Consider the following 22905-nt stretch of genomic DNA (forward strand, 5'->3'; position numbering starts at 1 on the left):
AATGTTGGTTAGTGTAATTATAACTACATATCAGCGCCCGGTGTTTTTAGAAAGGGCCATCAGGAGTATTTTAAACCAGACCTATCCAGAAATTGAGTTAATTGTTGTTGACGATAATGATCAAGATAGTGAAGCACGTCAATTGACCGAAAGTTTAATTAAAAAATACCCTGATATTATATATGTAAAGCATCCTGAAAATAAAGGGGCAAATGCAGCTCGTAATAGTGGTATTCGGATAGCAAAAGGTGAGTATATTGCTTTTTTAGACGACGATGATGAATTTTTGGGAACTAAAATTGCAAAGCAGGTTGAGGTAGCAAAAAAGCACAAATCAAAAAAAGGAGTTCTAATTTTTACATCTTATAATGTGATCGGAAATCCTTCCTTACAAAAATCAAGATGGGCAAATAAATTTAAAAGTAAATTGTTTTTTCCTGAAGACAATTTTATTTACACAGGCAATTACATAGGATCTAATAGCTTTATTTTAGTTGATAAACAAAGTTTAGAACAGGTAAACTGTTATGATGAAAACCTACAGAGTTCACAGGATTGGGATTTGTATATAAGGCTAAATAATTATGGGGTTAAATTTGTTGGGATAAATGAAGATTTGGTCAATTATTATTCTGACCATTCAGAATTTCGAATAACAGCTAATAAAGATAAACGTTTATCAGGTTTTTTTGCAATTAGCAGAAAGTATAAAAACGAAATCGAAGATTTAGACAAGGACTTGAAGTTTCGACATTATAATTATTTATATAGAAGGGTAATTTCTATTGACTTAAGAAGCGGGGCAAAAAGATTTCCTAAGTTACTAAAAAGTGCTTCTTCGTTATCGCATTGGGCTAGTGTTCTAATGTCTTTGATTTATCCATTCGCATTTAGTTTTAAACGTATTATTTTTTCGGGGAAAAATAAATAATTCTCTATAGATGCAAGGTGTTGTCATATATCACATAGCTTTTCTGTTATCGTCATTTTTGGCGTTCGCAAGTTCAAGAAAGTATAGTGTGGGAAGTAAAAGTGGAATGTACCTTTCGTTTCTTGTGATTTTGTGTTATTTAATTATTATAATACTTAATGGGACAAGAGATGAGGTTGGAACGGACTATTCGCATTACAAATGGGTTTTTGATATTGCGCAAAGAGGTGAGGTATATGCTATAGTAGAACCGGGCTATTGGTTAATTAATACCCTTTTTGTGAAGTTTGAACACGGATATAGGTATGTTTTTGCGTTAATGTGTGCACTTACATATCTGAACCTGTTCTTAATTGCTAAAGAAGAAAAAGTTTTACCGGTCTTAATTCCTTTTTTATTTAGTTTTGGTTTTATATTCTTTTCTAATAATATTATACGGCAAAGTTTTGCAATTACATTATTTATCTATTCTATTCGGTTTATAGAACAAAAAAAATTCTGGAGATATTTTTTATCAGTGATGATTATATTTTTGTTTCATACATCAGCACTGTTATTAATTCCTTTTTACTGGATTGGAAGAATACGCTTAAGTAAATCTTATTGGATTATTGCAATATTTGGATCTATTATACTATACAAACTAAATATATTTCATAATATTATTAGGTTGATAGCTTCCTTAATCCCTAAATATTCGGCTTTTATAGGATTAGCAGGTCATGATGAATTTAGAGGGGGATTTGGGTTGTCTATAATTTTGTTGATAATCCTGGGGATATCGGTAGCCTTGTTTGCTGAATTTGTTCAAAAAAATAGAAGACACAGTTTGTACTTTAATCTTTTTATGATGGGAGTATGCTTTAGTATTATGTTGTTTAGTTCTGCGTATTTCTATAGGTTTACATTTTACTTATTTTATATAGTTTTGTTGTTAATACCTATCATTTTAAAAAATATTGAAAAGGTTAATTTTAGAAGGATAACGTTTGTGTATTTTTTCCTTTTTTCATTGATGTGGTGGATTAAAGCACTTCTTTTTAACGATGGAGAACCTTTACCTTACCAATCGTTTCTGTTTTAGAATTTTTGAAGAAAGATAAATAATTAGTTATTGCGAATAAAATGAGAGAAATATGAGAATACTTTTAATCAATGATTTTTATTTGGGGGGAGGAGCAGAAGAAGTATTTAGAAAAACCAAATTTATACTAGAATCTAAAGGACATGAAGTTCGTTTGTTTTTTGGTTCTAAAACTGCCTCTAAACCATCTAGTGTGTTGAGTTATTTCTATTCTCGTAAAACTAGAGATCAATTATCAGAGGTACTTAATGAATTTTGTCCACACATTATACATATACACAATTATTATCACATTCTGACTAGTTCCATTTTCAGGGCGATAAGAAGTTATAAAAATAGAAATGTTTGTAAAGTAATTTTTACAGCACATGATTATTATTCAGTGTCGCCGTCAAGCCACCTGTTATACTATATGTCGGGTAAACCTAAAAATTTGCCAATTAGAAATGCATTTAAGAAGCAAGTGTTTAAGAGAATTGATAACAGAGGATTTGTTTTTTCGTTAGTAAAGAAAATCGGTTGGAGTGTTCAGCATTTTTATATTAAGCCTTTGAAACAGGTTGATGTGATTATTTCTCCCAGCCAGTTTTTGTTGGAGGTTTTTAAGGAAAATAAGGTTTCTGTTAAAATGTTATGTATTCGTAACCCAATAAACAATGAGGAGATTAATTTAAGAAGAAAAAACTTTACTTGTGAAGAGTTCGGAAAAATACGATTTGTTTATTTTGGAAGATTATCGCCAGAAAAGGGAATAGTAGATTTTATAAAATTATTAAAGAAGAATGACATAAGTATTCATCTTGATATAATAGGAGATGGGCCAAGTGTGAACGAACTGGAAAGTTTTATTGCAGATAATCACTTGGAAAATATTTCGTTATTAGGAAGAATTCCTAATGATGAATTATTGGATAATCTTAAAGATTATGATGTTTCTGTAATTCCATCCGTTGGATATGAAAATGCCCCATTGACGATACCAGAATCGGCAAGAGCAGGGCTTGCGATTTTAAGTACTGATAAAGGAGGGATACCTGAAATGTGTGAAATTTGCAATGTGCCAAATTACATATATTCACCAAATAATGAGAGTACATTAAAAGATGCTTTCTTTAAATTAAAAAAAGATATTAAAATTGGTCTTGCCATAAAACCAAACCTGAGTGAATTTACGGCGAATAGGTATTGTGCTTTGCTTGAAACTGTTTATAATTAATAGTATTTTTTTAAAGAGTGATGCTAAAAGAGATAAATGAAGATCTTACTATTTTAAAAGAAAAGTATAAAGTTTCGAAACTGTTTAGTTTTTTTACTAATAGAGGAATACATGCTTTGATTTTTTATCGGGTTGCAAATAAATTATTTGAATTTAAAATTCCATTATTACCTTTGTTATTAACTAGAATAATACAAATTGTATATTCTGTCGATATTGATTATAGAGCTAAATTAGAAGGTGGAATAGTTATAATTCATGGCGTAGGATTGGTTATTGGAGCAGGAGTAGTAGTGAAAAGACATACAATTATTTATCATCAGGTAACATTAGGGATAAAAGGATCAAGTGTGAATGATGGGTTTCCTATTATTGAAGAAGGTTGTGTTTTAGGAGCAGGAGCAAAAATATTAGGTAATGTTTCATGTGGACAAAATTCTATAGTTGGAGCAAATGTTGTCTTAACTAAAGATATTGATAATAATAGTATTGTAAAATTAGGAGCTCCTGATATTAGGAGATATAAAAAAATAAATAATTGAAAGTCGCATTAGTTCAAGATTGGTTAACTGAGATAGGTGGAGCAGAAAAAGTTTTTGAATGTTTTATGGAGTTATTTCCAAAAGCTGATATTTATACGCTTATATCTCATGATAGAGTTATTAATGACTTAAGGATTGATAAGACTAAACTAAAGGAATCATTCATAGCTGATTTGCCATTTGGAAGAAGTAAATACCGAAATTATCTACCATTATTTCCAAAAGCAATTGAGAGTTTTGATTTTTCAGGATATGATTTAATCATATCCTCTTCATCATCTGTTGCAAAGGGAGTACTTACCAACTCAAAACAGTTACATATATGTTACTGTCATTCACCTGTTCGATATGCCTGGGACTTATACCATCAATATTTGAAAGAATCTAAGCTTAACGGGTTTGGTATTAAGAAATGGTTGGTCAGGCATACATTGCATAAATTGAGAATTTGGGATGTGATTAGTGCAAATAGAGTCGACCATTATGTTGCTAATTCTTATTATATCAGAAGAAGGATTAATAAAGTTTACAGGCGAGAATCTGAAGTCGTTTATCCACCAGTAGATATCAATCGTTTTGAACTCTGTGAAGATAAAGAAGAATATTATTATACAGCTTCAAGGTTAGTGCCATATAAGAAGATTAATTTGATTGTTGAGGCTTTCTCAAATATGCCCGATAAAAGACTAGTCGTTGCAGGGATGGGACCTGATTTTAAAAAGATAAAAGCGTTGGCAGCTCCAAATATTGAAATGAAAGGATTTGTGTCAAATGAAGAAATGTTGTCCTTGATGAAGAAAGCAAAAGCTTTTGTATTTGCTGCGGATGAAGATTTTGGTATAATTCCAGTTGAGGCACAAGCATGTGGCACTCCAGTTATTGCTTTAAGTAAGGGAGGGACTAAAGAAACTGTAGTTGATAGAATTTCAGGGATACACTTTAATGAGCAATCTGCAGATTCAATAAAAGAAGCAATTGATAAGTTTGAGAAAACATCATTTGATCCTAAGAAAATTCGAGAAAATGCGGAACGATTCTCAAAAGGAAGATTTAAGGATGAGATGAAAACATATATTAATAAAAAGATAGAGGAATTTAAACATGCCTAAAAAAGCACTCATTACCGGTATCACCGGACAAGACGGCGCTTATCTTGCCGAGTTTTTATTAAAAAAGGGATATGTTGTACACGGTATCAAACGCCGTTCATCTTTGTTTAATACAGATCGTATTGATCATTTGTATCAGGATCCACATGTGGAAAATCGTAATTTGATTTTACATTATGGAGATTTAACGGATAGTATGAACCTTACCCGTATAATCCAGGAAGTTCAGCCGGATGAGATCTATAATTTGGCCGCAATGAGTCATGTGGCAGTGAGTTTTGATACTCCGGAGTATACAGCCAATGCAGATGGAGTAGGTACTTTAAGGATATTAGAGGCCATACGATTATTAGGTTTAGAGAAAAAGACTAAAGTATACCAGGCTTCGACTTCAGAGTTGTACGGTTTGGTTCAGGAAGTACCACAGTCGGAGAAAACTCCTTTTTATCCCCGTAGTCCATATGCAGTAGCAAAAATGTATGCCTACTGGATTACAGTGAACTACCGTGAGGCCTATGGTATCTATGCTTGTAACGGTATTTTATTTAACCATGAGAGTCCGTTACGAGGGGAAACATTTGTAACCCGTAAAATTACCCGTGCTGTTTCAAAAATTGCTTTGGGAATGCAGGATTGTCTGTACCTGGGTAATATGAACGCCAAGCGCGATTGGGGACATGCAAAAGATTATATCAAAGCCATGTGGTTAATACTTCAGCAGGATCAGCCTGAGGATTATGTGATTGCTACTGGTGTAACTACCACAGTGCGCGATTTTGTTAAGATGGCATTTGCAGAAGTAGGCATTGAGCTTGAGTTTTCAGGAGAAGGAGAAAATGAGGTGGCTGTGATCAAGTCATGTTCAAATCCGGAATTCAATGTAGAAATTGGAAAAGAAGTGGTCAAAGTAGACCCGGCTTATTACCGTCCTACAGAAGTAGATTTATTGATAGGAGACCCAACCAAGTCAAAGGAAAAGTTAGGCTGGAAACCAGAGTATGACCTTGCCGGACTTGTAAAAGATATGATGCAAAGTGATGTAAAGCTGATGCAGAAGGATAAGTATTTGAGAGATGGAGGGTACGAGACTTTGAATTATTTTGAATAGGGTTCACGCAAAGGTCGCAAAGTGTTTTCGCATAACAAAAGCGCCAAGCAATGAATGAAAATGAAATCTCAAGAATTGTTGTAGATACTGCATTTAATTTGCATAAACAACTAGGACCTGGATTATTGGAATCTGCATATGAAAGCGCTTTGGCTTTTGATTTGATTGAAAAAGGATTGAAAGTCGAGCGACAGGTTTCAATGCCTTTTATTTATAAGCAAGTTAAATTAGACACTGGTTATAGGATAGATTTGTTGGTTGAGAAAAAACTTGTTATTGAAATTAAATCTGTTGATCAGCTGGCTCCTGTGCATTTCGCACAAACATTAACTTATTTGCGACTTAGTGAACTAAAACTTGGCTTGTTAATTAATTTTAATACAAAGCTTTTTAAAGATGGAATACATCGTTTGGTAAACGGTTTATAATCTTCGCGTTATTTGCGTAATTCTTTGCGTCTTCGCGAGAAATTAAGAAAAAATGAATAAAGATTCAAAGATATATGTTGCTGGACATAAGGGATTAGTGGGGTCGGCATTGTGGAAAACTTTATCCAGTAAAGGTTATTCTAACCTGATAGGAAGAAGCATTGATGAACTAAACTTAATGGATGCCAATGCGGTTGAGCAGTTTTTTGAAGAAGAAAAACCTGAGTATGTAATTCTGGCTGCAGCAAAAGTGGGTGGTATTGTGGCAAACAATACTTATCGCGGACAGTTTATTTATGAAAACCTGATGATTCAGAATAACGTGATTCACCAAGCCTATAAGAGTGGTGTTAAAAAACTGTTGTTTTTAGGATCAACCTGTATATATCCCAAGGAAGCACCCCAGCCCATGCCGGAGGATTGTTTGTTGACTTCACCATTGGAGTATACTAACGAACCTTATGCTATAGCTAAAATAGCAGGGATAAAGATGTGCGAGTCGTACAATATCCAATACGGCACTAATTTTATTTCGGTAATGCCAACAAACCTCTATGGTCCAAATGATAATTTTGACTTAGAGAAATCGCATGTATTGCCGGCTTTAGTTCGCAAGATTCATTTAGGAAAATGTATAGAGAACAACGATTGGGATTCGGTAAGGGACGACCTGAACAAAAGACCGATTGAAGGAATAAGCGGAGAGACAAGTAAAGAAGAAATTCTGGCAAAATTAGAGAAATATGGAGTAGGAGTAATTAGCAATAATTCGCAAGTTAAAGTAGAGATTTGGGGTACTGGTAAACCAATGCGGGAATTCCTATGGTCAGAAGAGATGGCTGCAGCATGTGTATATGCTATGGAAAAGATAGATTTCAAAGACACATATACAGATGAAAAGGATATCCGGAATACGCATATCAATATTGGAACAGGAAAAGAAGTTTCAATTAAACAATTAGCAGAAACTATAAAAAGTAAGGTGGGTTTTCAGGGTGAGTTGTTTTTCAATTCGGACAAACCTGATGGAACCATGCGTAAATTGACAGATCCCACAAAAATCCATGATTTGGGATGGCATCATAAGATAGATATCGAAGAAGGAATTGACAAGATGTACGATTGGTATGTTTCGTAGACTGGATTATTACTCAATAGACATTGGTCGTTAGTTAATTCGCACCACAAAGGCACTGAGTAGTCCCAAAGGATCACAAGGCAAACATTAATTTAGGTGTTCATAGGGACTTAATTTCTTCAAGAAAACTCATGATTCCTACGCTCACCCCTTTGATCCCCTAAAGGGGAAAATTCCAACGCGCTGTGCGGAAGCAACTTCCCCTTTAGGCAGTATGAGGGGTGTGGGTGGGCTAACAAAAATTTCAGCTGTTTTCTTGCAAGCACGACTCAGTGGTTGGGTTTTCTAATATAAATGTTGAAAGCCTTTGGTTTTCACTTGACCAGATGGAATTAACTCCAGAGGAGTTAAACGTTTATAAAATTGATGTATACAGTACTTGAAGTGACTCCATCGGAGTCGAACGCTTATGTGGAACCCTGATTCGTATAAGTTTTAATAAAAGATTACAATAAAGCTCTCGGTAAGCAAACGGAGGGCTTTTTTATTTTAATCCATATTGATAAATAATATGATAAGTATGCGAAAAAATATAGTCATTTTAATTTCCCTTTTTGTCTCAACCGTTGCTTTTGGACAAGAAAGCTTTAGTTTTGAAGCCAATACCCAAATCAATATTTCTTCAAACGAGAGTTTGCTTCCCCATTATCAATATTCAAATAATTGGGGAATTGTTGATCCGTTTGAACAAAGTCAGGGATTATTGTTGTTGGGAGGTAAATATAGGTTGATAAATAAAAAGAACCTCAGCCTTGAAATGGGAAGTTCTGTGGTTGTAAAGAATAAAACAGACGATAGCTTTTTGCATGAGGCCTATGTAAATGCAAAAATTTTCAATTTTATTGATGTTAGTTTGGGTAAACATGCCTTTTCCCCGGTTTCATACAACGATAACCTTAGTATAGGTGGCTTTATGCGCAATGCCAATGTGCGTCCCATTCCTCGTGCACAAATCGGGATCTTCGAATATCAATCTGTGGGTTTTCTGAATAATATAGTTTCGGTAAGAGGAGGCTTATCCCATGGAATTTTGAATGATAACCGAACAGCCACAGGAAAATCTAATAGCGCAGACCATGTACAAGTGCATGAAAAATGGGCCTATTTTAAACTGGAAACCCAGTTGGTTCAGCCATATGCAGGGGTATTTCATGGAGCCCTGATGGGAGGTGAACGACCTAATGGGGATAAGCTTGAAAAGGATTATTGGGCCACTTTTTTTGGAGAAGGATCTGATAGGCTTGGGGGTGGAGAAGAAACAAATGCCGCCGGGGCACATGACGGATTCTTTGATTTTGGATTGTACCACGAAAATGCCATCGGGGATTTTCATTTTTACCTGCAAAAACCTTTTGCTGATGGTTCCGGTTTAAATGTTTACAAACATCGAAACCATGATTACAAAATTGGTCTGCTGGCAGAATTTAAAAAATCAGATTTTATTCAAAAGGTATCCTTTGAAGTATTCAGGACAGATCACCAGTCGGGATATGGTTTACCCGATGCAATGCATCCGGAAGGAGGATTGATTTTTCCCAGGGAGATAGATGATTATGATGCATTTATGAACGATGTTTTTGGAGTAACCACGGAGGGTTTTACGTTTGATGATTTCACTAAATACCTGAGGGATTATACTAACTACGGTTGCTCATTTGGAGGAAGGGATGATTATAACAACAATGGGACTTACTATAATGGTTGGACCTATCAAGGCCTGCCTATGGGGCTGCCACTATATCACACTTACTCGTTAGCAAAAGCTTATGCCCCGGATTGGAATGCCAATAACCATGGAGTGTTTGTAAATAACAGGGTTAAGGGATTTCATATTGGTATAGAAGGCGAAGTTATTCCGGGGCTGAAATATACCTTAAAAACAACTTACTCCAATAACCTGGGCAGTTATGCTGAAGAGTTTGTAAAGAGGTATAGTTGGGAGAAGGATGAAGAAAATTTGTACTCCGGCGGTAAAAAGGAAGTGTATTCTGATTTAAGCTTTTTATATCGAAACCATAAATGGAAAAATATTTTACTGCACACCTCCTTTTCGTATGATGCGGGTGATTTATATCATGCTTTTGGGTGTATGTTCGGAATAAGCTATTGCATTAACTAGCATCTTTTATTTATCTTTGTAGCGCTCAAAAAAACAAAAAACAGTTACACAGCATGTTAAGAGAAAGAGAAAGTGTAGTCAATAATTTTCTTGCTATTGTAGAAGTAGGTATTGCATGGTTATCATTTAATTTAGCGCTATTTCTATACTTCGGTCATTTTTCATTTATCAAGTATAAAGATTCGATTATCCTGCATTTGATCATTGCATTATTTTGGTTTCTGCTGGGTAAATATTTTAGGTTAGCACAGGTGCATAGGTCAAGGCCTTATTCTGCGATATTGTTTAACTGCCTGGGGCTGGTTATTACCGGTACTTCGATTTTAGGTTTGGCAGTGCTGTTTTTTGATTTGTATTATATAGGCTTTGATCCACTGATATATTTTGGTCTCTTTAACCTTACTTTTATGTTTGGTTTTAAGGTAATCATATATGCTTTTTTTAAACGGGCCAGGATGCACGGAAGAAATACCAGGGCAATTGTTATCATTGGCGATTACACGGCAGCCTCGTTTATTGAGCAGGTATTGAAATATAAGGAGTGGGGGTATAAAATTGTTTCAATAATTGGAGATGAAGTTTTGTCAAAGACCTATGGGAGCATTGCGCCAATATTACCACCGGATACAGAACTGGCACCCCTTCTTGAAAACAAGACCATAGATGAGGTGATATTTATTAAGGAAAAAATGAATGTGGAAGAGGTAGAAAATATTACTCACGATTGTTCTGAAGTGGGTGTGATTTTCAGGATGTATTCGCCATTTTTTAATAAGCTGAAAAGCAAGGCGCATATCCACCATTATAATACCATGCCGTTGCTAACCATAGCCAATATTCCAACCAATTACCTGGCCATGAAAGTAAAGGATGTTTTTGATTTTATATTTTCCTTTTTAATTATAGTGTTGGCATCTCCTGTTTTTGTAATTCTTTCCTTGTTGGTAAAATTTACTTCTGACGGCCCTGTATTTTTTAAGCAAAAAAGGGTTGGATTAAGAGGAAGGAAGTTTTATGCATATAAATTCCGTACCATGGTAACCAATGCTGAGGAGTTAAAAGCCAAGCTGATGGAGGATAACGAAATGGATGGCCCGGTATTTAAAATGAAAAATGATCCCCGGATTACCAAAGTGGGACGTTTTTTGCGTAAGACAAGCCTTGATGAGTTGCCCCAGTTTTTTAATGTCCTAATGGGTGATATGTCTATTGTGGGGCCACGTCCACCTGTTCCTCAGGAGGTTAAGGAGTATGAACGATGGCAGTTGCGCCGTTTGTCAATGAAACCGGGAATTACCTGTACATGGCAAGTATCCGGGAGAAATGATATCCCATTTGAGGAGTGGATGAAAATGGATTTGGCTTATATTGATAACTGGTCGTTGAAATTGGATTTTGTTATCTTTTTAAAGACCATAAGAACAATGTTGGTTGCTGATGGACATTAATGCTGTTTTATGTTGATGCAAATGAATGATAATAAAATAGGTATACAACGACTTTTGATTTTCACCTTGCTGTTGGTGCTTATGGCAAGCTGTAATATGGCAAACAGGGTTCCATCCGGATTCCCCAAGGAAAAAGAGTTTGCGCAAATATTGGCAGATGTTCATTTTTCTGAGTCAGTAATTTCTCAGATGCGGTTAAAAAAGAGGGATATGGATGAGGTGGCCAATGGTTGTTACCATTCCGTTTTGCAAAAGCATAATCTTACTCAGGAAAAATTTGATACGGTGGTAGCCTGGTATACCTCACAGCCAGAGATCTACACCAAAGTATACGATGATGTGGTGGCTATTCTTACCGAGAAAGAAGCCAGGTGGCAGCAGGAGGCCAAAGGTATCAAAGAGGAAATGGAGCGGCAAAGAAAGTTGAGGGAGGCAAGGAATATCTGGGATAAGGAAAACAGGACTATCCGGGTAACAGAAAAAGATACTTTCGATAGAAGGGTTCCTTTTGAATTTTTAGTAGATACAATAAATGAAACAGGTTATAGGGTTAGTGCTTATTATCAGTTTAAAAAAGGGAACATGGTTAAGGATATTGCGTTGCAGTTGATTGCCATGTACCAGGATAGTAGTTATGATACCGTGAAATATAAAATCCCGGTTACTTTCAGCAGTCGTAAAGTGGAGGTGGAAATAGGCCTCGAGGATAGTCTGGACATCATTAATATAAAAGGTTTGTTGTTGCAACATGATACCCTTGATGTTGTAAATGCCACTATACGAAATATCGTGTTTGAATACCTGCCTGTTGAGGATTCTGTTGAGAATGAAGTTGTAGATACAGAACCAATGTTGCAAAAATGAGGAAAGTTGCCTCTCATTTCTGGCTTCGGCCTGACGGGACTGTTGGTAAGTTTCCTATCATTACTTTCAACGAGTTAAATCAAATTGTTGAAGTTCGGGAAAGAAATACTTTCGAGGAAGAACCAGGATTGGAATTGGTAAACGGGTTCCTTATTCCTGGTTTTGTTGATATTGCCCCTACGTCATTGGAAAATGCAGGGGAAGTTGATCTTCAAAAATATTTGAACAGGCAAATTATTGGGGGAACAATAGTTTTAGGACTTTGTAGTAATCTTTTTAAAAGGGTTAAAAAGAAAACTGTAAAAGGTTTGTTTGTTGTGGAAAGCGGATTAACAAATGTGGGTAACCAACAAACGGCCTTTGATATATTAAGGGCTGAAAAAGGGGGGCTGGATCAACTTGTACACTTTACAAGAAAAAATGCAATAACCCTTGGTGTTCAGGATGATTATGGAACTCTTGAGGTAGGGAAAGCTCCCGGGCTCTTGTCAATTAGGAAGATGGACTATGAGCGTTTTTGTGTTTCTGCAGATAGTAAAATTAGAATTGTGATTTGATGGAAATAAGTAAAGAGGTTCTTGAAATAGTAATAAATGCATCCGTGGAGGCTGGGAAAGCCATTATGGACATTTATGATAATGGGGATTTTGGTGTGGAAATGAAATCAGATAATTCACCATTGACCCTGGCTGATAAAGCTGCTCATGCAGTTATAATGGATTATCTGCAAGAAACCCAAATTTCTGTTTTGAGCGAAGAAGGGAAACATGCCCCTTATAAAGAGCGAAAAGAATGGGATCGGTTGTGGATTGTTGATCCGTTGGATGGAACAAAAGAGTTTGTCAAGAAAACCGGTGAGTTTACTGTGAATATAGCTTTGGTTGAGAACTCATATCCAGTGTTAGGAGTGGTGTTTGTTCCTGCAAAAGGGGTTTTGTATTTTGGTGGATCAGGATCTGGTTCGTACCGAATTAAGTTATCTGATACATGGAGGTTGGAAGAGGTTGCTAATGTTGTTAAAGATGCGGAGCAAATTTCAGCAAATGGCATTAATGATATATTAAAAATTGTGGCTAGTGTAAGTCATTTGTCGAAGGAAACAGAAGAATTTGCAGTGCTTTTAAAAGAGGAATTTGGGAATACCGAGTTTCTTTCGGTAGGGAGTTCTATAAAAATATGCAAGGTGGCAGAGGGGAGTGCCGATATTTATCCTAGATTGGGACCAACTATGGAATGGGATACTGCAGCAGGGCAGGCAATAGCAGAGGGTGCTGGTGCCTGTTTTATCAATTGGAAGACAAAAGAACGGTTTGATTACAACCGGGAAAACTTGTTGAATGATTGGTTTGTGGTATACGGACAAAAGTTTTCGGTTCAACAGATGAAGGATTTGATTTCAAGATAAAGAATACTGGTTTCTATTGAAATAGGTGAGTAGGATCTCGTGTTTTAACTTAACAGGGTTGGAGCATTTTTTCTTTTGAGTTAGGCATTGTAGGTGTTTTTATTGTTTGTAGCGATATTCTGATACTTTATCGGCGTGAATTATTAACAATTTGTTGCATAACACCCTGGTATGCCTGTTGAATTTTTATTTTTTTCTTACCTTTGAGCTCTCATTTAACCCGGTTGATGGAATATCAATTAGTTTATAATTTTTTAAAAACCATATAATTTTATTCACATGCCTGCAATTGATACATACAATTTTTCAGGAAAGAAGGCAATCATTCGTGTTGATTTCAATGTGCCTTTAAACGATAAATTCGAGATCACTGATGATACTCGTATCGTAGCTGCTTTGCCAACTATTAAAAAAGTGTTGGCTGATGGTGGTGCCGTTATCTTAATGTCACACTTAGGACGTCCAAAAGGTGAGGCTCAGGATAAATTTTCATTAAAGCATGTGGTTGCCCATTTGTCTGCCAAATTAGGTATAGACGTAAAAATGGCTCCTGATTGTGTTGGTGAGGAAGTTAAGGCAATGGCTGCTGACCTTAAAATGGGTGAAGTAATGTTGTTGGAAAATTTACGTTTCCACAATGAAGAAACTAAAGGTGATGAGGCTTTTTCTAAGCAATTGGCAGAATTGGCTGACGTGTATGTAAATGATGCATTTGGTACGGCTCACCGTGCTCATGCTTCTACTACTATTATTGCCCAGTATTTTGAAGAAAAAATGGCAGGTTTCCTATTGGATAAAGAAATCAAATTTTTAGGAGGAGCGGTTGCAAATCCGGTTAAGCCATTTGTTGCTATCGTTGGTGGTGCAAAAGTTTCAGGAAAACTTGAGGTATTAAAGTCGTTGATCGAAAAAGTGGATACTATCTTAATCGGTGGTGGTATGGCTTATACTTTCTTAAAAGCACAAGGTCATAACATTGGTGGATCTTTAGTGGAAGATGATTTGATTGATACTGCAAAGCAAATTTTGGTTGATGCAGAAGCTAAAGGAGTTAACTTTATGTTGCCTGTAGATAACCTGGCTGCTGATAAATTTGATAATGATGCAGATATTCAGGTTGTAGGTGTTGAAATTCCAGAAGGAAGAATGGCTCTTGATGTAGGTCCTAAAACAGTTGAGGCATATGCTGCTGAGATTGCAAAAGCTAAAACTGTAGTTTGGAACGGTCCTATGGGTTGTTTTGAAATGCCAAATTTCTCAAAAGGAACATTTGGTGTTTGTGAGGCTGTGGCTGCTTCAGATTCTATTTCTATTATCGGTGGTGGTGATTCTGTTGCTGCTGTAAACCAAAGTGGTTTGGCTGATAAGATGAGCCATATCTCTACTGGAGGTGGAGCTTCTCTTGAGTACCTTGAAGGAAAAGTGTTGCCAGGTGTAAAAGCTGTAACTGAGTAATTATTTACTCAAAAATATATGAAACCTGCAGGGATATTTCTTGCAGGTTTTTTTTGTGCCTTTAATCCGGATATGTTACCCATATTGTGTGTTTAATATATCTTTGTGTAAAATTTTTATAGTATGTTATTGGTATATAATGCAGGAATCGCAGTTTATAATGCAGGAATAAAGGTATTTTCTTTGTTTAATAAAAAAGCGGATCTGTTACAGAAAGGAAGAAGGGAAACTGCGCAGGAGATAAAAAGTCTGGATTTTACAGATAAAACAATTTGGGTTCATTGTGCATCACTGGGTGAATTTGAGCAAGGCAGGCCTTTGATTGAAAAAATTAAGGAAAAATATCCTGAGAAAGTCGTGGTGCTTACTTTTTTCTCTCCTTCCGGGTATGAAGTCAGGAAAGATTATGAGCTGGCGGATTATGTTTTTTATTTGCCGGCGGATAGAAAAAAGCAGGTTAAAAAGTTTGTAGATGCAATAAATCCTGAAGTGGTAATATTTGTCAAATATGAATTTTGGTATCATTTTCTGACGTATTTGAATTCAAAAAGCATAAAAACTTATATAGTTTCTGCAATATTTCGGCCAGAACATGCCTTTTTTAAGTGGTATGGAAAGTGGTATCAAAAAATGCTGCGTTTGTTTACCCGTATGTATGTGCAGGACGAGGAATCTGCCAGGCTGTTGGATTCAATCGGTATAGTGAATTATCAGGTAGCGGGAGATACCAGGTTTGATCGGGTGTGGGAGATTGCCCGGGCTTCAAAAGAATATCCGGAGCTTGAAGAGTTTGCCAAAAATAGTAAGGTTTTGGTGGGAGGGAGTTCGTGGCCTGCAGGTGAAAAGTTGATTGCAGAATACTTAAAGACAAACAGTGATGTAAAGTTGTTGTTGGCGCCTCATGAAATTCATGAAGAGCATCTGAAAGAAATAGAATCATTGTTGCCCCTTGCATCCGCAAGGTATACAAAGTTGGATGGGGTGAATTTAAGTTCTCTTAGGGTGATGATAATAGATACTATGGGAATGTTATCTTCTATGTATCGATATGGTGATGCGGCTTATATTGGCGGTGGTTTTGGAAGTGGGATCCACAATACTATTGAGGCTTCAACTTTTGGTTTACCGGTTGTTTTTGGCCCTAATTATAAAAAATATAAGGAGGCCTGTGATCTGGTTGATCTGAATGCTGGTTTTTCGGTAAGCGACCAGGAGGGTTTTAATACCATTATGGATAAGCTATTGAAAGATCAGTCCTTTCTGGATGAGGCTTCTAAACAGTCTGTTGAGTATGTTGAAAAAATGAGGGGGGCTACTAGTATAGTTATGAATGAGATAGGGTTTGATTGATGGGCTGATTTTGCGGTTCGGTTAATAGATTGTTGAAAAACAGTTGAAACCCACTCCATTATCTGGAGTGGGTTTTCCATTTTAAGGAATTTTGTGATTTTTACATGAGTATTTTCTAAAATCTTACTATATAATCTGCATTTTAAATTTTCCAATTGTTGGAGTCATAAAAAATCAAATTGTTGATAAAAAATTCTTTTTGGACAACTTTTGTGTTTTTTTAAAAATATAAAGTACAGGTTAAGAGGATGAAAGGGTTTTAAAATGGACAACTTTAGTGTTTGTTCATAAGTATTTCTTGTCTGAAATATTTCTCTTTTTTAATTTTACAAACAGTAAAAAGGGAGTTCTGAAAAGGATAATCAAAAGATATTAAGGTATTTAAAATTTTATATAGCTATGGCAGTTTCACAAATCGAGCAAAAAGTTGAGGAATTGAAGAAGATTTACACAAATGAGGAAGCGTATGAAGCCGCTTTGAAATATTTTAAAGGAGATGAGCTTGCTGCTCGTGTCTGGGTTAATAAATATGCATTGAAGGATTCTGATGGGAATATCTATGAATTGAATCCTGATGATATGCATAGACGATTGGCTCAGGAAATTGCTCGTATTGAAAAAAAGTATCCAAATCCATTGTCGGAGGACGAATTGTTTGAGTTGTTCAGGGATTTTAAATACATCGTACCACAGGGTGGTCCAATGGCCGGAATCGGAAATAAATATCAGATTGCTTCTTTATCGAACTGTTTTGTGATAGGTAATACCGGTTCTTCTGATTCTTATGGTGGAATCATGAAAATTGACCAGGAGCAAGTTCAGTTAATGAAACGAAGAGGGGGAGTTGGTCATGATTTGTCACATATTCGTCCTAAAGGTTCGCCGGTAAAGAACTCTGCACTTACATCAACAGGTATAGTTCCTTTTATGGAGCGTTATTCAAATTCTACTAGAGAAGTGGCTCAGGATGGACGTAGAGGTGCATTGATGTTAAGTGTTTCTGTAAAGCATCCGGATTCTGAATCGTTTATTGATGCAAAATTGGAGCAAGGGAAGATTACCGGGGCTAATGTGTCAGTGAAGATTGATGATGAGTTTATGCAGTCGGTAGTTGATGGTACTCCATACAGACAGCAATATCCTATTAAATCAAACGATCCTCAATATACTAAGGATGTAGATGCATCAAAGCTTTGGGGAAAAATCGTTCATAATGCATGGAAGTCTGCAGAGCCGGGTATCTTATTTTGGGATACCATCATCAGAGAGTCGGTGCCTGATTCTTATGCTGATTTAGGGTATGAAACCGTGTCGACTAATCCTTGTGGAGAAATTCCATTGTGTCCATATGATAGCTGTAGGTTAATAGCTGTAAATCTGTATTCATATGTTGAAAATCCATTTACGCCTAAAGCGAAATTCAATTTTGATAAATTTAAAGAGCATGTTGGTTATGCTCAAAGAATAATGGATGATATTATTGATCTTGAGTTGGAAAAGATTGATGGAATCATTGCCAAAATTGATGAAGATCCTGAAGGAGAGGAAGTGAAACTGGTTGAAAAAAACCTTTGGTTAAATATCCGTAAAAAGGCGGAAGAAGGTCGTAGGACAGGAGTTGGTATTACTGCTGAAGGAGATATGTTGGCGGCCTTAAACTTGAGATATGGAAGCGAAAATGCAGTTGATTTCTCAATAGAGGTACATAAAAACCTTGCTTTGGCAGCTTATCGTTCATCAGTGGATATGGCTGTTGACAGAGGTGCTTTCCCAATTTATGATTTTAAGAAGGAGGTTAATAATCCGTTTATTAACAGATTGTTTGAAGCAGATGCTTCGTTGGCTGAGGATATGAAAAAGCATGGACGCAGAAATATAGCATTGTTGACAATAGCTCCTACCGGGACTACCAGTCTGATGACCCAGACATCTTCGGGTATAGAACCTGTATTTATGCCAGTATACAAGCGTAGAAGAAAGGTTAATCCAAATGATCCGGAAACGCGTGTTGATTTTGTAGATGAGGTTGGAGACAGTTGGGAAGAATATACAGTGTTCCACCATAAATTTGTTACGTGGATGGAGGCTAACGGACATGCAACTACTAAAAACTATACTCAGGAGGAATTGGATAAGTTGATAGAGACTTCCCCATATTATAAGGCCACTTCAAATGATGTGGATTGGGTTAGTAAAGTTCGTATGCAGGGAGGTGTTCAAAAATGGGTTGATCACTCAATTAGCGTAACTATAAACCTTCCGTCTAATGTTTCAGAAGAACTTGTTGGTGAATTGTATGTAGAGGCTTGGAAGAGTGGCTGTAAAGGAGTTACCGTTTATAGGGATGGTTCTCGTGCAGGTGTTCTTGTTGCAGATACAGAGAAGAAGGAAGAGGAAGCAGTTGCTTCGTTTTCAAAGAAAAGACCGGATGTATTGGAGGGTGACGTGGTTAGATTCCAGAATAATAAGGAAAAGTGGATTGCCTTTGTGGGATTGATGGAGGGACGCCCGTATGAGATTTTTACTGGTTTGGCTGATGATGAAGATGGTATTTTGTTGCCAAAGTCGGTACAAAAAGGATTGATTATAAAGAGTAGGGAGTCGGATGGTACAACAAGGTATGATTTCCAATATACCAATAAAAGGGGATATAAAACAACTATTGAAGGCTTAAGCTATAAGTTTGATAAGGAATTCTGGAATTATGCCAAATTGATTTCCGGTGTATTGCGACACGGTATGGCTATTGATGATGCTATTGATTTGGTGGCTGGATTACAATTGGATAGTGAGTCTATTAATACATGGAAGAACGGTGTGGAAAGAGCACTTAAAAAATATGTTCCGAATGGAACGCTTGCTAAAAAGGGAAGCTGCGAAAACTGTGGATCAGATAAACTTACTTATCAGGAAGGTTGTTTGATTTGTCAGGATTGTGGATCCTCAAAATGTGGATAAAGTTTTGCCTATTATAACTTTTTTACTTCAAGGAGCGGGATGGCCAATGGTTATCCCGCTTTTTTATGTCTTGTAAGTATAACTTTCCAATTTCAGCTTTCAACTTTCTAACTTATATCTATCTTTGCAAAAAAAACAACAATAATGAGCAACAGAAAAGTGAGGGTAAGGTTTGCCCCAAGTCCTACAGGGCCGTTACATATTGGTGGTGTAAGAACTGCTTTGTTTAACTATTTATTTGCTAAAAAGCATAATGGTGACTTTATATTAAGGATTGAAGATACAGATCAGACCCGTTTTGTAGAAGGTGCAGAATCTTATATCAATGAATCTCTTGAGTGGCTTGGGATGAAAATAGACGAAGGTGTTGCTCAAGGGGGTGAATATGGCCCGTATAAACAGTCGGAAAGGAAAGAAATATATATTCAATATGCAGACCAGTTGATTAAAGATGGCTGGGCCTATTATGCGTTTGATACACCTCAGGAGCTAGAGGCACTAAGGGAAAAGGCGGAGGCTGAAAAAACGAAGTTTTCATATGATATGAATACCCGTTTGAGTTTACGCAATTCATTGAGTATGTCTGGTGATGAGGTAGAGGAGTTGATTGCAAAAGGGGAGCCTTACGTGGTCAGGTTTAAAATGCCTGAGGGGGTTGAGGTTTCTGCTGTTGATATGATCCGGGGAGAGGTGAAGTTTAATACGGCTATATTGGATGATAAAGTAATTTTTAAGTCTGATGGATTACCGACATACCACCTGGCTAATGTGGTGGATGATTATACCATGAAAATATCCCATGTGATCAGGGGAGAGGAGTGGTTGCCATCACTTCCGTTGCATATTATGCTTTACAAGGCATTGGGATGGGAAAATGAGCGCCCTGATTTTGCGCACTTGCCGTTGATTTTGAAACCAACCGGAAAGGGTAAGTTGAGTAAGAGGGATGGTGACAAGGCCGGGTTCCCGGTTTTTCCGTTGGAATGGAAATCGCCTGAAGGAGAAATCGCTTCGGGTTACAGGGAGTCAGGTTATGTTGCTGAGGCTGTAGTTAATTTGTTGGCTTTGTTGGGATGGAACCCCGGCACTGAACAGGAGATCTTCTCCATGGAAGAATTGATCGGGGCTTTCTCTATTGAGAGGGTTAATAAGTCGGGAGCTCGTTTTGATCCGGAAAAGGCAAGGTGGTTTAATCACCAATATCTTGTTAATGCACCGGATTCGGTGTTGGCCGGGCAGTTTATGCCGGAGTTGGAATCCCGGGGTATTGTAGCTGAAATAGATTTGGTTGAGAAGGTTGTTGGATTGGTGAAAGAGCGCATAAATTTTGTTTCGGATCTTTGGGAGCAGGTTTCTTTCTTTTTTGTGGCTCCGGAGGAGTATGATGCCAAAGTGGTTAAAAAGCGATGGAAAGGTGATGTGCCTCAGTTTATGGGTAATTTGGCAGGAGTTTTAGAAAGTGTTTCGGATTGGACTGCGGATGCAATAAAGGAAGTGATTGCTGCTAGGATAGAAGAAGAAGGATTGGGTTTTGGCCTTGTGATGAATGCTTTTAGGTTGGCATTAGTGGGTGGCGGTTTTGGCCCGGATTTAATGACGATTGCAGAGCTTGTAGGTAAGGAAGAAACCATAAATAGGGTAAATAAAGCTGTGGAAGTTTTAGCATAATAAAACATAAGGAAATTAAAAAAGGGTGGCTTCATTGAAGTCACCCTTTTTTGATATATGGTATATTATTCTGTCTGAATAGTTATTTTGAATCGTATCCCCATTTAAGGTATACAGATCCCCAGGTAAATCCTGCGCCAAAGGCTGCCAATACGATATTGTCGCCTTTTTTAAGTTGTTTTTCCCATTCGTACAAACAAAGTGGAATAGTAGCGGATGTTGTATTTCCATACTTCTCAATATTGATCATTACCTGATCTTTTCTGATTCCCATCCTTCTTGCTGTGGCATCAATAATCCTAAGGTTTGCCTGGTGTGGAACAAGCCAGGTTACCTCATCTGACTCAAGGTTGTTTTTCTCCATAATCTCAACCGCAACATCGGCCATGTTCGAAACTGCATGTTTAAACACTGCCTGGCCTTCCTGATAAACCACATGTTCTTTGGCGTCAACGGTTTCGTGTGAAGCAGGTTTTACAGATCCCCCAGCCTTCATAACAAGATGGTGTCTTCCTATTCCGTTGCTTCGCAAAATGGTGTCCCTTATTCCTATTTCTTCTTCAGTAGGTTCAATTAGTACAGCAGTTGCTGCGTCACCAAATAAAACACAGGTGGTGCGGTCAGTGTAATCTGTAATCGACGACATTTTTTCGGCACTAACTACAATTACTTTCTTGTGACTGCCTGATTGAACATATTTACAAGCAGTGTCCAGTCCGTAAAGAAAGCCTGAACAGGCAGCGTTCATATCAAAGCTCTGTATGTTGTGAATCCCAACTTTGTCGCAAATAATTGCTGATGTTCCCGGGAACATGTGGTCTGGTGTAACTGTTGTGCAAATTACTAAATCAATATCTTCCTTTGAAGTTCCTGTTTTTTTCAACAAGTCCTTAACAGCTTCTGCCCCAAGGTCAGATGCACCTTTGCCTTCGCCTTTAAGTATGCGCCTCTCCTTGATTCCAACCCGAGTCATTATCCATTCGTCAGAGGTATCAACCATGGAGCTTAGCTCTTCATTTGTCAAGATATAATCGGGTAGATATGCTCCTACACCAGTGATTACAGCGTTAATTTTTTTCATGTTAAATAATTTCTCGACTGAATTTCGGCAGTCAAATGTTAGAAATAGCAAATGCTTTCCTTTTTGATATAAAAGGACTTAACTACTTTTTTTCTGAAGTTTCAGGCATCCCCTTTTCGATTACAAATGCCCTAAAGCAAAATTTGCCCTGCTAATGCAAGGCAAATTTAAAAAAAGTACTTTTTAATCAAAAAAAAGTTATGCTGTAATTTCTTTTTCAACAGCTAGTTTTCCTCTGTAATAACCACACTCTCCACAAACGGTGTGAAGTTTTACAGCTGAACCACAGTTAGAGCATACTCCTAATGCAGGAGCAGTTGCTTTGTAGTGCGTCCTTCTCTTGTCTCTTCTAGTTTTAGAAATCTTTCTTTTAGGATGTGCCATTTTATAACAACTTTACTAATTACTATTATTATCTTTTAATTTTTTCAGAGCTTCCCACCTGGGGTCAATCTCTTCTTTTGATTCAATATCTTGACCGTGGTTGTCCGAAGAAAACTCTTCGAGTTTGCTAATCATCTCCGGGTCGCAATCTTCAGGATCCTCATGGACAGATCGTAAAGGCATACTTACCACTATAAATTCATATATCAATTGAGCTACATTAAACTCGTTTTCTTCATGAGGAAGTATGATGATTTCGTCGCTTGCTTCATCGTACATAATCCCAAACTTAACGTACATCCTTCCCTGGTATGAAACCGGCAATGTCATTTTACCCAGGCAATTATCACAAACAGTTTCGGCTTCCCCTTTAATGTTAAAATCGAATTGTAGCATCTGGGATTTTTTATCCATTACCACATCAACATCAAATGTTCCGACTTCTATTACCGAATTTCCAATTGCTTCGAAAAATGGTTGCTCAATTTTATAGTGAAAATCATGTTTGCCATCCTTTAATCCCTTAAAGGCTATGTTGTAATCTTTTAGCTTATTCATTTCACCTTATATAAAAACTTTGCAAAAGTATAAAAATATCTAGTAGTAGAGAAGAAAAA

General features: G+C 36.8%; 20 protein-coding genes. 17 read left to right on the forward strand and 3 right to left on the reverse strand.

All coding sequences use genetic code 11. The features are described 5' to 3' along the window. Nucleotide 1: 1 nt before the first annotated feature. From OM074_RS09250 to gltX, 17 genes are all read left to right on the forward strand, one after another. Nucleotides 2–931 (forward strand): glycosyltransferase family 2 protein, encoded by a 930-nt coding sequence (locus OM074_RS09250; RefSeq protein WP_301199180.1) that lies wholly within the window; start codon nucleotides 2–4, stop codon nucleotides 929–931. An 88-nt stretch (nucleotides 932–1019) separates the two neighbouring features. After that, nucleotides 1020–2015: an EpsG family protein gene (locus OM074_RS09255; protein WP_301199181.1), complete on the forward strand. Its 996-nt coding sequence runs from the start codon at nucleotides 1020–1022 to the stop codon at nucleotides 2013–2015. 52 nt (nucleotides 2016–2067) lie between these two features. Continuing rightward, the gene (locus OM074_RS09260) at nucleotides 2068–3231 is read left to right on the forward strand and encodes a glycosyltransferase (protein WP_301199182.1); all 1164 of its coding nucleotides are present in this window, start codon (nucleotides 2068–2070) and stop codon (nucleotides 3229–3231) included. 20 nt (nucleotides 3232–3251) lie between these two features. Then, nucleotides 3252–3773, forward strand: coding sequence for a serine O-acetyltransferase (locus tag OM074_RS09265; RefSeq protein ID WP_301199237.1), 522 nt, complete (start codon nucleotides 3252–3254; stop codon nucleotides 3771–3773). Continuing rightward, the gene (locus OM074_RS09270; protein WP_301199183.1) at nucleotides 3770–4882 is read left to right on the forward strand and encodes a glycosyltransferase family 4 protein; all 1113 of its coding nucleotides are present in this window, start codon (nucleotides 3770–3772) and stop codon (nucleotides 4880–4882) included. The genes OM074_RS09265 and OM074_RS09270 overlap by 4 nt, the downstream gene beginning before the upstream one ends. Next, nucleotides 4875–5990 (forward strand): GDP-mannose 4,6-dehydratase, encoded by a 1116-nt coding sequence (gene gmd / locus OM074_RS09275; protein ID WP_301199184.1) that lies wholly within the window; start codon nucleotides 4875–4877, stop codon nucleotides 5988–5990. The genes OM074_RS09270 and gmd overlap by 8 nt, the downstream gene beginning before the upstream one ends. 50 nt (nucleotides 5991–6040) lie before the next feature. After that, nucleotides 6041–6418, forward strand: coding sequence for a GxxExxY protein (locus OM074_RS09280; RefSeq protein WP_301199185.1), 378 nt, complete (start codon nucleotides 6041–6043; stop codon nucleotides 6416–6418). A 52-nt stretch (nucleotides 6419–6470) separates the two neighbouring features. Further along, nucleotides 6471–7556, forward strand: a complete 1086-nt coding sequence (locus tag OM074_RS09285) for a GDP-L-fucose synthase family protein (protein WP_301199186.1) — start codon at nucleotides 6471–6473, stop codon at nucleotides 7554–7556. 520 nt (nucleotides 7557–8076) lie between these two features. Then, complete coding sequence (locus tag OM074_RS09290) at nucleotides 8077–9675, forward strand: capsule assembly Wzi family protein (protein WP_301199187.1); 1599 nt, start codon at nucleotides 8077–8079, stop codon at nucleotides 9673–9675. A 53-nt stretch (nucleotides 9676–9728) separates the two neighbouring features. Beyond that, nucleotides 9729–11123 (forward strand): sugar transferase, encoded by a 1395-nt coding sequence (locus OM074_RS09295; protein ID WP_301199188.1) that lies wholly within the window; start codon nucleotides 9729–9731, stop codon nucleotides 11121–11123. A gap of 21 nt (nucleotides 11124–11144) precedes the next feature. After that, nucleotides 11145–11987 (forward strand): DUF4296 domain-containing protein, encoded by an 843-nt coding sequence (locus tag OM074_RS09300; RefSeq protein WP_301199189.1) that lies wholly within the window; start codon nucleotides 11145–11147, stop codon nucleotides 11985–11987. Beyond that, nucleotides 11984–12544 (forward strand): hypothetical protein, encoded by a 561-nt coding sequence (locus OM074_RS09305; protein WP_301199190.1) that lies wholly within the window; start codon nucleotides 11984–11986, stop codon nucleotides 12542–12544. The genes OM074_RS09300 and OM074_RS09305 overlap by 4 nt, the downstream gene beginning before the upstream one ends. Next, nucleotides 12544–13392 (forward strand): 3'(2'),5'-bisphosphate nucleotidase CysQ, encoded by an 849-nt coding sequence (gene cysQ / locus OM074_RS09310; RefSeq protein ID WP_301199191.1) that lies wholly within the window; start codon nucleotides 12544–12546, stop codon nucleotides 13390–13392. The genes OM074_RS09305 and cysQ overlap by 1 nt, the downstream gene beginning before the upstream one ends. Nucleotides 13393–13671: 279 nt before the next feature. Further along, nucleotides 13672–14847, forward strand: coding sequence for a phosphoglycerate kinase (locus OM074_RS09315; protein ID WP_301199192.1), 1176 nt, complete (start codon nucleotides 13672–13674; stop codon nucleotides 14845–14847). Between the two features lie 123 nt (nucleotides 14848–14970). Then, a complete protein-coding gene (locus OM074_RS09320) occupies nucleotides 14971–16197 on the forward strand; it encodes a 3-deoxy-D-manno-octulosonic acid transferase (RefSeq protein WP_301199193.1) in 1227 nt (408 codons plus the stop codon). Nucleotides 16198–16596: 399 nt separating this feature from the next. Then, the gene (locus OM074_RS09325) at nucleotides 16597–19155 is read left to right on the forward strand and encodes an adenosylcobalamin-dependent ribonucleoside-diphosphate reductase (RefSeq protein WP_301199194.1); all 2559 of its coding nucleotides are present in this window, start codon (nucleotides 16597–16599) and stop codon (nucleotides 19153–19155) included. Nucleotides 19156–19299: 144 nt separating this feature from the next. Continuing rightward, nucleotides 19300–20823 (forward strand): glutamate--tRNA ligase, encoded by a 1524-nt coding sequence (gene gltX, locus OM074_RS09330; protein WP_301199195.1) that lies wholly within the window; start codon nucleotides 19300–19302, stop codon nucleotides 20821–20823. A gap of 82 nt (nucleotides 20824–20905) precedes the next feature. On the opposite strand, the gene OM074_RS09335 is transcribed toward gltX, so the two are convergent. The 3 genes from OM074_RS09335 to OM074_RS09345 form a co-directional block, all read right to left on the reverse strand. Next, entirely contained in the window at nucleotides 20906–21904 is a 999-nt protein-coding gene (locus OM074_RS09335) for a beta-ketoacyl-ACP synthase III (RefSeq protein ID WP_301199196.1), read from the reverse strand. Nucleotides 21905–22102: 198 nt separating this feature from the next. After that, entirely contained in the window at nucleotides 22103–22288 is a 186-nt protein-coding gene (gene rpmF, locus OM074_RS09340; RefSeq protein WP_301190305.1) for a 50S ribosomal protein L32, read from the reverse strand. Nucleotides 22289–22303: 15 nt separating this feature from the next. Further along, the gene (locus OM074_RS09345) at nucleotides 22304–22846 is read right to left on the reverse strand and encodes a YceD family protein (RefSeq protein WP_301199197.1); all 543 of its coding nucleotides are present in this window, start codon (nucleotides 22844–22846) and stop codon (nucleotides 22304–22306) included. Between the last annotated feature and the right edge of the window lie 59 nt (nucleotides 22847–22905).

The organism is Plebeiibacterium marinum, assembly GCF_026013615.1.
Taxonomy (GTDB): domain Bacteria; phylum Bacteroidota; class Bacteroidia; order Bacteroidales; family Marinilabiliaceae; genus Saccharicrinis; species Saccharicrinis marinus_A.